Source organism: Pseudoroseomonas cervicalis ATCC 49957 (genome assembly GCF_000164635.1).
In the GTDB taxonomy this organism is placed as follows: domain Bacteria; phylum Pseudomonadota; class Alphaproteobacteria; order Acetobacterales; family Acetobacteraceae; genus Pseudoroseomonas; species Pseudoroseomonas cervicalis.
This window is the reverse complement of the sequence record NZ_GG770777.1, coordinates 66,826-77,885: the sequence shown is the minus strand read 5'-3', so window position 1 is coordinate 77,885 and position 11,060 is coordinate 66,826. Positions and strand designations below refer to the sequence as shown.

The window sequence follows — 11,060 nt, the reverse complement described above, 5'->3', positions numbered from 1 at the left end:
CTCGGGCGCCGCGCCGCCCAGCGGCCAGTGCAGCCGCGGCACCGGCAGCTCCGGCGCGGCCCCGGCCAGATGCAGCAGGGCGCGGCTCTGGAAGTCGGAGACCTCCGGCGGCTCGGCCGGGTGGATGATGCGCAGCGCGTAGTCGCGCCCCGCCGCCGTGGTCAGCAGGAAATTGCGGTCGCGCTCGCCGGTCAGCGGCCGGGCCTCGGCCGCGAGGCCGAAGGCCTCGCGCGCCAGGGTGGCGGCTTCGTCCGGGCCTGCCGGGGGCGCGGGCTGATCCAGCACCGCACCCAGATGGTCCATCGCCTGCACGCGTCCTCCCGCCAAAGCCAAGGTCGCGCATCATGCGCCTCGCCGCGCCGGAGGGCCAGAAGCCGCCCCGCGCACCGGGTTTTGCCCAGGAATCGGCAAGCCACGCGCCGATTTGCCCTTGTCACGCTCCGGCCCTGCCGCGATCTATCGTGACGAAATTTTCATCCTGCCCCGGCGGGGACAACAGACAGGACAGGAGCGGGAATGCAACATCCGGCCGGCCAAGGCCGCATCGCCTCGGCGATGCGGCGTTTTCTTGACAGCGAGGCCTCCGGCGGCCTCGTCCTGATGGCGGTGGCGGCACTCGCCATCCTCACCGCGAATTCGCCGCTGGCGCCCGCCTATTTCGGCGCCCTGCACAGCTATGTCGGCCCGCTCAGCCTGCAGCACTGGATCAACGACGCGCTGATGGCGCTGTTCTTCCTGATGGTGGGCCTCGAGATCAAGCGCGAGATGCTGGATGGCCAGCTCTCCACCTGGGGGCGGCGCATCCTGCCCGGCGTCGCGGCGGCGGGCGGCATGGCCGCGCCGGCGCTGGTCTATGTCGCCTTCAACGCCGGCGACCCGCTGGCGCTGCGCGGCTGGGCGATCCCGGCGGCGACCGACATCGCCTTCGCGCTCGGCGTGCTGTCGCTGCTCGGGCCGCGCGTGCCGGTCTCGCTCAAGGTGTTCCTCGCGGCGCTGGCGATCATCGACGACCTCGGCGCCGTCATCGTCATCGCGCTGTTCTACACCACGGGCCTGTCGCTGCCGGATCTGGCGGGGGCCGCGGCGGTGCTGGCGCTGCTCTACGGGCTGAACCGGCGCGGCGTGCGCTCGCTGCTGCCCTATCTGCTGCTGGGCGCGGTGCTGTGGCTGCTGGTGCTGCGCTCCGGCGTGCATGCGACGCTGGCCGGCGTGCTGCTGGCGCTGACCATCCCGATCCGCCTGACCCCCGGCAAGCCCGAGGCGAGCGACGAGGAATCGCCGCTGCACAAGCTGGAGCACGCGCTGCACAAGCCGGTCGCCTTCATCGTGGTGCCGATCTTCGGCTTCGCCAATGCGGGCGTCTCCTTCGCCGGCATCAGCGCCGGGGTGCTGCTGGAGCCGCTGCCGCTCGGCGTCGCCGCCGGGCTGGTGGTGGGCAAGCTGCTCGGCGTGTTCGGCGCCTCGGCGCTGATGATCCGCGCCGGGCTGGCGCAGCTGCCGGCCGGCGCCTCCTGGACGCAGCTGCTCGGCGTGTCGCTGCTTTGCGGCATCGGCTTCACCATGAGCCTGTTCATCGGCCTGCTGGCCTTCGCCGATTCGGCGGCGATGCAGGACCTGGTGAAGTTCGGCATCCTGGCCGGGTCGCTGGTCGCGGGCGTCGCGGGCTACCTGCTGCTGCGCTTCTCGCGGCGCGAGGGCAAGGCGCCGGGCACCGCCGGCGCCTGAGGCAACGCCATCCGGGGGGGGGCAACGCCCCCGGCGGGACGATGGGCCGGGAGGGCAACCTCCCGGCCTTTTTCATGGCCGCGGCGTCAGCCGCCGGCGTTCATGTTCGCGGCGTCAGCCGCCGGCGTTCATGTTCGCGGCGTCAGCCGCCGGCGTTCATGTTCGCGGCGTCAGCCGCCGACGCGGCCGCCCGCCTCCCGGCTGAACACCACCAGCGTGCTGCGCGGCGGCAGGGCCGGGTCGAATTGCGGCCAGCGCGTGCCGGGGCGCTCCCAGGAGGCGCCGGGCTCCGCGCCCGGGGTGCGCACCAGGGCGAACAGCGCCACCCCATCCGGGCTCATCGCCGTGCCGCCGATCGCCGCCCCGCGCGGCGCGCCATAGAGCGGCAGGGCGATGCCGCGCCCCGGCCCCGTCGTGTCGCAGCCGAACAGCGCATCCGGCGCGGCGCCGACGCGGCCATCATGGTCGGTGCCGATCCACAGCCGCCCGGCCGGGTCCAGCTCCAGCACCGCCGGACTTTCCGGCCAGGCGCGGACGAAACCGGCAAAGCGCGGCCCCGGCGCGCCGCCCAGCAGCAGCAGCGAGGCGCGGGCCCGCTCGGCGGCATGGTCGCCGCCCTCGGGCAGGATCTCCACCACATGGCCGGCATTGCTGCCGGCGCGCGGGTTCAGCGCGTCGGTCTGCTCCGGCCGGCGCGCCGCATTGCCCTTGCAGGCCAGGTAGAGCCGCCCGCCATCCAGCGCCAGGCCGGCGGGCAGGTCGAAGGCGGTGGCGCCGGCGCTGGCGGCGGCGGCGACCGGGTTCAGCGCCGTCTCGGCGCCGGCGGGCAGCGCCACCCAGCGGAGCACCCCCTGCCCCTCCAGCCGGGCGACGGAGAGCGTGCCCTCGTCCAGCGCCTCCGCCCCGGCCGGCCCGGCCGAGACGAAGCGGAACAGATGGCCGAAGGCGCGGTGGTCGGTGAGATACACCACGGCCCGCCCGTCGCGGCTGAGGGCGGCGGCCGCGTCGCCGCGCGGGAAGCGGGCCAGCGCGGTGCGCTTGGCCGGCACCGCGGCGGGGTCGAGCGGGTCCAGCTCGGCCACCCAGCCGAAGCGCGTGCCATCGGTGAAGCGGCCATCGAGCGGGGCGAGGCGCGTCAGCCAGGGCGCGGGATCGTTCTCGGCCAGCAGCAGCGTGCCCCAGGGGGTGGCGCAGCCGCCCGAGATCCCGAGCAGGCCCTGCACGGCGCCGCCCACCTGATCCGCCGCCGGGCCGGTCAGGCGGCACAGCGTCTCGGCGGTCAGCCGGCGCGACTGGTAGCCGCCATCGACCACGATCCAGCGCCCGCCCTGCTGCTCGATATTCAGCAGCGAGGCGCCCTGCATCATGGCGGCGATGGCCGGCCGGTCGCGCCCGCCAGGGAAGGCCATGGCGGGGTCCACCGTGGGGTGCGCCACGGCCAGCACGCCGCGCGCCACGCCATCCGCCCCGGCCGGCGGCACCACCATGCCGCAGATGCGGCCATCCCAGCCGAATTGCGTGGCCGCCGCCTCGGCGCTGGGCTGGCGCGGGGTCCAGGGGCGGGCGTCGAAGGTGACGCGGTCGCCCCAGCGCACCAGCACGTCGCGGCGGTAGCCGGGGGCGGTGGTGTCGTCCAGCTTCACCGGCAGCGCCTGCGGCGGCATGTCCAGCGTGACGATCTGCGCCCGCGCCGGGCCAGAGGCGAGGCTGGCAACGGGGAGAAAAGCGGCGGCGCCCAGCAGGGCGCGGCGGGTGGTGGTCATCAGGCGGCCTCCTGCCCGGCGATGGGCGGCGGGGTGTGCACGGTGACGGGGGGCAGCGCCTCCCGCCAGGCCTCGACCTGCACCAGGCAGGATTGCGCGGCGCTGCCCTGGCCGAGCGGCGAGGTGCCCTCGTCATGCGTCAGCGCGTTCGGGTTGCCGTGGCGGTCCAGGCCGCTCTCCGGGTCCGGGTCCCACCAGGCGCCGGTCGCCATGGCGACGACGCCGGGGCGGATGTCCTCCGTGACGCGCAGCCCGGCCAGGCAGGCGCCGCGATCGTTGAAGACGCGCACGATGTCGCCCTCGCGCAGGCCACGCGACGCCGCCTCGTCGGGGTGCATCAGCATCGCCTCGCGCCCGGCGATCTTGCTGGCGGCCGCCACCGGCCCGGGGTCGAGCTGGCCGTGCAGCCGCGTCGCCGGCTGGTAGGAGAGCAGATGCAGCGGGAAGCGCGCCGCCAGCTCGCTGCCCAGATATTCGCGCGGCGGCATCCAGCGCGGATGGTCGGCCACACCCGGATAGCCGAAGCCGGCGATGGTCTCCGAGAACAGCTCCACCCGGCCCGAGGGCGTGGCCAGCGGGTTGGCCACCGGGTCGCGGTGGAATTCGGAAAACAGCACAAAATCCTCGTCCGGCGGCGGCACCTCGACATGGCCTTCCGCCCAGAAGGCGTCGAAGCCCGGCGCCTCGAACCCCATGCGGCCGCAGGCGGCGCGCCAGCGCTCATAGAGGTGGCGCAGCCAGGCGCCCTCGTCGCGCTGCTCGGTGAAGCGGTCGCGGAAGCCTAAGTGCTCGGCCATGTCGGCCAGCATGTCGTGGTCGTGGCGCGCCTGGCCCTGGGGCGGGATGGCCTGGTGCATGGCGCGGATGAAGCGGTCGCGCGAGGATGAGGCGATGTCGTTGCGCTCCAGCGTCGTCGTCGCCGGCAGGACGATATCGGCGTGGCGGGCGGCGGCGGTCCACCAGGGCTCCTGCACCACGATGGTCTCCGCCCGGCACCAGCCGCGCAGCAGCCGGTTCAGGTCCTGGTGGTGGTGGAAGGGATTGCCGCCGGCCCACCAGATCATGCGGATATCGGGCAGGGTGATCTGCCGGCCATTGTAGTGCAGCACCTCGCCCGGGCGCTCCAGCAGCTCGGTCACCCGTGCCACGGGAATGGCGGTGCCGCCCGGGTTGCGGGTGGCCGGCAGCGAGACCGAGGGCAGCTCCCGCCGCGGCGTGCCCATGCCGTTCAGCGAGCCATAGCCGAAGGTCACCCCCTCCCCCGGCCGGCCGATGCCGCCCAGCGCGGCGGCCAGCGCCACCAGCGCCCACCAGGGCTGCTCGCCATGCTCGGCGCGCTGGATCGACCAGGTGGCGGTCAGCATGGTGGGCAGCCGCGCCGCCTCATAGGCGAGCGCGCGGATGGTCTCGGCCGGCACCTCGGTGATGGGGGCGGCCCATTCGGCGCTCTTGGGCTGGCCGTCGCTCTCGCCCAGGATGTAGGGGCGCAGCCGCTCCCAGCCGGTGCAATGGGTGGCCAGGAAGCCGCGATCCTCCAGCCCCGAGGCCACCAGCGTGTGCAGCATGGCCAGGATCAGCGCCGTGTCGGTGTTGGGGCGGATCGGCACCCATTCGGCGCCGAGGAAGTCCGGCGCATCGCCGCGAAACGGAGAAATATTGACGAAGCGCACCCCGGCGGCGGCCACCCGCTTCAGCCAGGGCACGTATTCATGCGCCCCCGCGCCCCCGGCGGTGACCAGCGTATTTTTCAGCGGCAGCCCGCCGAGGCAGAGCATCAGCTTGGTGTGCTTCGCGATGCTGGACCAGTCGGTGACCGGGCCCTGGATGACGTCGTTGGTGCCGAGGATATGCGGCATCAGCGTCATGCCGGCGCCGTAGGAATAGTTCGTCACCTGGGTGGTGAAGCCGCCGCCGAGGCCGAGGAAGCGCTGCAGCTGGCTGCGCGCATGGTGGAAGCGCCCGGCCGAGGCCCAGCCATAGGAGCCGCCCAGGATCGCGGTGTGGCCGTGCTCGGCGCGGATGCGGGCGCTCTCCTCCGCCACCAGCCGGATCGCCCGGTCCCAGGAAACCGGAACAAAGTCGCGGTCGCCGCGCAGGGTGCCGCGCCGCTCGCCGCGCAGCCAGCCGGCACGGATGTAGGGACGGTCGATGCGGCTGGCCGCATGCACCACGGCGGGCACCGAATCGAGCAGCGCGCCGGGCTGCGGGTCGCGCGCGAAGGGGCGTGCGGCGGTGACGCGCCCCTGCTCCACCACGGCGTCGAAATAGCCCCAATGGGCGGCGTGCGGCCTGATCTCGGCCATGGTCGGGAACTCCTCGGCACCTCGCGCGCCAGGGCTGGGCGCAAGCGGCGGCAGCGTGGCGGCGGCGGAGAATGCGCCGCGACGCGAAGCGGTGCAAATGCCGCGCGGGGGCAGCCGGACGGCGCGGCGCGGGCACAAAAAAACCCCGCCGGGGCGGGGTTCCTCGCGAGGCTCGGCGCCGGGGGTCGGCGGCGCCAGGGGGCCGGGGGCGGCCCCGCCCTGCCTCAGCGGGTGGCGTTCAGATTGAGGTCCTGCAGCGCGCCGGCCAGGTGGTCGGCATGGGCGCGGTTCGGCGCCGGCGCCTCGGCCACTTCCTCGAAGCCCGAGCCGGCGGTGCGGATGGCGCCCACCGCGCGGTTGTGGATGAAGCCGTTGGTCGGATAGGCGCGGCCGAAAGCGGCGTCGCTGTGGCCGACCTGCACGCGCACCAGGGTCCAGTCATTGCGATCCGACACGTCCACCACGGTGACGCCGCGCATGACGGTGCCCTTGCGGATGCCCGGGCCTTCCCAGTTGGCGTGGTCGATCTCGATCTCGCGCGGGCCGTTGACGCGGGACACCACGGCGACATGGCCGGAGCGCATGCCGCCCGAGGCGCGGAAGCTCAGCACCGAGCCCCGCTCGGGGCGCTGGCTGCGGGCATAGACGCCGGCGGCGTTGGCCCACCAGAGATGGGCGTTGCCGGAGATCTCCATGCCGGTGACGGAGCGCACATAGGGCACGCAGGAGATGCCGCCGCTGGCGGCGCGGGCCGGCGCGGCGGTGCGGCTGGCGACGTTCTGGCGCGCGGCGTTCAGCGGCTTGGCGCTGCGCGACGCGGCGCTCTGCTGCTGGGTGGTGACGCGAGGCTGCTTCACGGTTTCCCGCGCCGATCGTGTCGAGGCTTCCGCCGCAGGAACCGCGCAGATCGCTCCGAACAGGACGGCCAAAGCCACCGCTGTGCTCTTACCCCGCATGCAACCCCCGAAACCCAGTTCCCCCGTGCCCCGACTTGCGCCGTGACACCCTGGCGGTAGCAAGCATGCGTGAGCGGCGGCAACTGTCGCGAGTATTACAGAGCGAAATGCGGCGTGATTCGCAGTTTCACGCCATGTGGGAGCTGCCCTAATAAGAGATTAATCCTAGCCCTCCATGCTCTGACGCAAAATGCCACAGTGTTGCGGCAAAAATGCCACAACGAATGGCCAAGTCCCTGAACAGCAACAAAAAAGACGCCGCGAGGTTTCCCCCACGGCGCCGAATCCAGGCGTTTCCGTCCTGTGGACGGCCGCCTCAACCGCTCAGCGGCAAGCGGTGATCATGATCTCAACCAGATGGCGAGGATCGGCCATGTTGGCCTCGACGCAGGCGCGCACCGGGGCGCCGCCCTCCGGCAGCCACTCGGCCCAGAGCTTGTTCATCGCCTCGCGGTCGCGGATGTCCTTCAGCCAGACCTGGGCCTGCAGCAGGCGGGTCTTGTCGGTGCCGTGGCCTTCCAGCGCCTCGTCGATCTTGGCCAGCACCTGCTTGGTCTGGCCGACCACGTCCTGGGTCAGGTCGTCGGCGGTCATGCCGGCCAGGAACACGAAGCCATGATACTCGATGGCGCCGGAGAGGATCGGGCCGGAATTGTGACGGGTGATCTTGCTCATCGGGTGGTCGTGCTCCCTGGATGGTCCGCGGTGCCGGGAGGGCTCTCCCGGACGCGACATGAGGTCTGCCGCTTCTAGGATGCGCCCGGAATCGAGGCAAGGCGGGGTGCCCCGCCCTGCCCCTCCGCCGGACGCGCCGTCAGGCCACCGCCATCGGTCCGCCGGAGGCGGCGGCGGTGATCATCGTCTCGAACACCGACACGCCATGCACCGCCTGGTCGAGCGGCAGCGGATAGGCCGGCCCGCCCGCCACGGCGGCGGCGAAGGCCTCCAGCTCGGCGCGCTCGATATCCACTTTCGGGAAGTCGCGCACCACCGTCTCGCCCTCGCGCGGGCGGTGGACCAGGTGCTCATGGTCGGTCAGCTCCGCCCAGCCCTCGCTGCCATAGAGCGCCACGCGCCAGCAGCGCGGCGCATAGGCCAGGGTGGCGAAGGTGCCGGTGGCGCCGGAGGCGAAGCGGCAGAGCATGGCGGTGGTGTCGTCCAGCCCGTTGGTCAGCACGCGGGCGGTGCTGGCGACCGAGACCTCGGCGATCGGGCCGGCCAGGTTCACCATCATGTCGATCATGTGGATGCCCATGCCGCCCATGCCGCCGAGCGGGCTCTCGCTGCGGTCGGCGCGCCACATGCCGGCCTTGTAGGCGGCGGCGCCGGGGCCGCTGAAATGCCCCTCGACATGCAGCAGCGTGCCGATGCGGCCATCCCCCAGCATTTCTTTCAGTTCGGCCACCGCGGGCAGGAAGCGGCGGTTGTGGCCGAGGGCCAGCACCACCCCCGCCTCGCGGCAGGCCGCCACCGCCGCCTCGGCGCTCGCCTTGGACAGGGTGAAGGGCTTCTCCACGAAGACATGCTTGCCGGCGCGCGCGGCGGCGATCACCTGCTCGGCATGCTGCTTGTGCGGGGTGGCCAGCACCACCGCCTGCACCTCGGGGTCGGCCAGCACCGCCTCGTAGCGGTCGAGCAGGCGGATGCCCTGGGCCGCGGCCCAGTCGCGCGCCTTGTCCGGCGTGCCGGTGCTGCCGGCGACGAAGCGGATCGGCGCGTCATTGGCGCCCTGCACACTCTCCACCAGGGTGCGGCCCCAGCGGCCCATGCCGATGATCGCGGCGTTCAGGCTCATCGTCTCTCTCCATCCTCCGGCGGCGCGTGTTCCAGCACCGCCTCGATCCGGCCCTGGCGCGAGCGCGCCCAGGCATAGGCCAGCAGCGCCAGCGCCACCGCGGCCAGGGTGGGCCAGCGCAGCCCGAAGGCCTCCCCCGCCGCCCCCAGCAGCAGGGCGCCGAGCGCCGGGCAGGCGCGGGTGATCATGCCCCAGACCGCCAGCACCCGGCCGCGCATGGCCGGGTCCGCCGCCGTCTGCGCCAGCTGCTGCACCGAGATGCCGTGCAGCGAGGCGGTGGCGCCGATCAGCGCCGCGCAGAGCAGGCCGAGCGGGAACCAGCCGGTGGCGACGAACCCCGCCGTGGCCGCCGCCTGCAGGGCGGTGGCGCGGATGGCGATGGCGGTCGCCCCCTGCACCCGGCCGCGCGCCGCCAGCCAGAAGCCCGCCACCAGCGCGCCGGCGCCGAAGCAGGCGGTCAGCAGCGCCAGGGATTCGGCGCCGCGGCCGAAATTGCGCTCGACGAAGGGCGGCAGCAGCTCCTGCACGCAGCGCAGCAGCACGCCGATGCTGGCGGCGTGCAGCAGCAGCGGCCCCAGCCCCGCATGGCGGGCAATGTAATGGAAGCCCTCGCGCACCTCGCCCAGCAGGGAGGCGGTGGCGGGGTGGCCGCGCCGGTGCGCCGGGTCCACCCGCAGCATCGGCATGGTGATGACGGCGCTGGCATAGGCCACCGCGTTGCAGGCGATGGCCGGCGCCACGCCGAAGCCGGCGATCACCGGCCCGGCCAGCGCCGGGCCGATGAAGCGCGCCACGTTGAACACCAGCGAGTTGCAGGCCACCGCCGCCGGCAGGTCGGATCGCGGCACGATGCCGGACATCAGCGTCTGCCGCGCCGGCTGGGCGAAGCTCGCCGCCGTGCCGCCGAGCAGCTCCAGCGCCACCAGGTATTCGATGGTGATCAGGTCGGTGGCGACCAGGGTGGCCACCGCCGCCGCCTCCAGCCCGATGACGCATTGCGAGAGGGTGGCGAGCCGCAGCCGGTCCACCCGGTCGGCGATGGCGCCGGCGAAGGGGCTGATCACCGCCGCCGGGGCCAGGTCGCTGAAGGCGACCAGCCCGACCCAGAGGGCGCTGCCCGTCATCTCCCAGGCGAGCCAGGAGACGGCGATGCGGTGCATCCACAGCCCGGTCCAGGAGGCCAGGCTGGCACCGAAGAAGATGCGGGCGTTCCGGGTCGCCAGGGCGCGGCTCAGCGCGCCGAAGGGCGACCGGAAGACCGGCAGCTCAGGAGCCCCGCCCGCCCCCCGCCGGCGGCGCCGTCTGCGGCGCGAGCGCCGGGCCCTGATTGGCGCTGCGCAGGCAGTCCTGGATCATCTGGTCCATCTCGAAGCGGGCGCCGAGCTGGCTGCGCTCCAGCGGATTGCCCATGAAGGCGCCGGAGCCGAGGCGCGACTCGGCCTCGTCCACCCGCATGGTCTGGCCGCGCTCGCGGTAGCGCATCTGCCGCTCGGCCTCGGCGCGGCAGGCGGCGCGGGCGGCGTCGTTCTGCCGGTCCTCGGCGGTGCGCGGCGCCACATTGGCACAGGCCGCCAGCAGCGGGGGCAGCAGCAGCAGGGTCAGGGCGAGGCGTTTCATGGCGGGCTCCGGCACAGGGCGATAGGCAGGGAGACGGCGGCCCGGCGCCGGAGCGGCGCCCGCCTCAGCTGGGCGCGCCGCGCCCCGGTCCGATCCGGCCCCCCTCCGCGCCGGTCGCGCCGGCAAGACGGTGCGACAATAGACGCTTCATGGCGGTTTCGTCGAACCGGGCCCCGCCATCCAGCGGTTGGGTGGCGGCGGCGCCGAGCAGCGCCGGGTGCAGCTCGATCCCCTCCGCCCCGATGGCGAAGAGGCCGCGCATCCAGGCGGCGCGCCCCAGCAGCTCGACCAGCGCCAGCAGCCGCAGGCAGAGCGCCAGGCCGGAGAGGTTCTCCAGGCCCACGGCGCGGTCCACCGCCTCGGCCCAGCAGGCGGCATCGGCATCGGCCAGCGCCAGCACCGGGCCGCCCTCGAAGACCAGGGTGCGGTGCGGGCCCCAGGCCTCGGCGGCGGCGGCGGCGCGCGCCGCGTCCCAGGCCAGGCTGAGCGCCTGGGGGGTGACGGTGGGCAGGGCTTCGGGGCGGCCGGGAATGGCGTAATGCAGCGCCCCATCGGCCGCGACGGCGACGCGGATGGCACCCTGCCGGGAGGAGGAAGACATGCCTCTAGGATGGGGGTTCGGCCGCCCTTGCGCCAGAAGCGGTGGTGCCGCGCCGCCTCAGGGCAGCCCCTCGCCGGAGGAGAGCAGCGCCTCGATCAGCGCGGCGGCGACGGGGTGGCGCGGGCCGGGGCCGATCACCACGAATTCGATCTCGCCCAGCGCCGGCAAATGGCGGGAGGGCGGCAGCGGCAGCAGGCCGGGCGGCAGCAGCCGCGCCGAATGCGGCGCGACGCCGAGCCCGGCCTGGGCGGCGGCGCGCAGCCCGCTGAGGCTGGCGCTGGTGCAGGCGACCCGCCAGGC

The 11,060-nt window shown here is 73.8% G+C and carries 11 protein-coding genes; 1 reads left to right on the top strand and 10 read right to left on the bottom strand.

Annotated elements, in window-relative coordinates; genetic code table 11:
- A partial coding sequence (locus HMPREF0731_RS00325; RefSeq protein ID WP_040611795.1) for a phosphotransferase occupies nucleotides 1–303 on the bottom strand: 303 nt, incomplete at its 3' end.
- 213 nt (nucleotides 304–516) lie between these two features.
- Here HMPREF0731_RS00325 and nhaA point away from each other — a divergent pair.
- Nucleotides 517–1,725, top strand: coding sequence for a Na+/H+ antiporter NhaA (nhaA, locus tag HMPREF0731_RS00320; RefSeq protein ID WP_007001971.1), 1,209 nt, complete (start codon nucleotides 517–519; stop codon nucleotides 1,723–1,725).
- Between the two features lie 170 nt (nucleotides 1,726–1,895).
- Here nhaA and HMPREF0731_RS00315 read toward each other — a convergent pair whose 3' ends face one another.
- From HMPREF0731_RS00315 to HMPREF0731_RS00275, 9 genes are all read right to left on the bottom strand, one after another.
- Nucleotides 1,896–3,488: a PhoX family protein gene (locus tag HMPREF0731_RS00315; RefSeq protein WP_007001970.1), complete on the bottom strand. Its 1,593-nt coding sequence runs from the start codon at nucleotides 3,486–3,488 to the stop codon at nucleotides 1,896–1,898.
- Nucleotides 3,488–5,791: a molybdopterin-dependent oxidoreductase gene (locus HMPREF0731_RS00310; protein ID WP_007001969.1), complete on the bottom strand. Its 2,304-nt coding sequence runs from the start codon at nucleotides 5,789–5,791 to the stop codon at nucleotides 3,488–3,490. Before HMPREF0731_RS00310 ends, HMPREF0731_RS00315 begins: the two co-directional genes overlap by 1 nt.
- A gap of 224 nt (nucleotides 5,792–6,015) precedes the next feature.
- On the bottom strand, nucleotides 6,016–6,648 hold the full coding sequence (locus HMPREF0731_RS00305) for a CHAP domain-containing protein (RefSeq protein ID WP_245538213.1): 633 nt from the start codon (nucleotides 6,646–6,648) through the stop codon (nucleotides 6,016–6,018).
- Between the two features lie 423 nt (nucleotides 6,649–7,071).
- Nucleotides 7,072–7,422: a RidA family protein gene (locus HMPREF0731_RS00300; protein ID WP_007001967.1), complete on the bottom strand. Its 351-nt coding sequence runs from the start codon at nucleotides 7,420–7,422 to the stop codon at nucleotides 7,072–7,074.
- Nucleotides 7,423–7,561: 139 nt separating this feature from the next.
- Nucleotides 7,562–8,542, bottom strand: a complete 981-nt coding sequence (locus tag HMPREF0731_RS00295) for a Gfo/Idh/MocA family protein (RefSeq protein WP_007001966.1) — start codon at nucleotides 8,540–8,542, stop codon at nucleotides 7,562–7,564.
- A complete protein-coding gene (locus tag HMPREF0731_RS00290) occupies nucleotides 8,539–9,807 on the bottom strand; it encodes an MFS transporter (RefSeq protein ID WP_281015352.1) in 1,269 nt (422 codons plus the stop codon). Before HMPREF0731_RS00290 ends, HMPREF0731_RS00295 begins: the two co-directional genes overlap by 4 nt.
- A gap of 1 nt (nucleotide 9,808) precedes the next feature.
- Entirely contained in the window at nucleotides 9,809–10,159 is a 351-nt protein-coding gene (locus HMPREF0731_RS00285; protein WP_007001964.1) for a hypothetical protein, read from the bottom strand.
- Between the two features lie 64 nt (nucleotides 10,160–10,223).
- On the bottom strand, nucleotides 10,224–10,760 hold the full coding sequence (locus HMPREF0731_RS22970) for a hypothetical protein (protein ID WP_007001963.1): 537 nt from the start codon (nucleotides 10,758–10,760) through the stop codon (nucleotides 10,224–10,226).
- 57 nt (nucleotides 10,761–10,817) lie between these two features.
- Nucleotides 10,818–11,060 (bottom strand): type 2 periplasmic-binding domain-containing protein (locus tag HMPREF0731_RS00275; protein ID WP_007001962.1); only part of this gene is annotated, 243 nt, incomplete at its 5' end.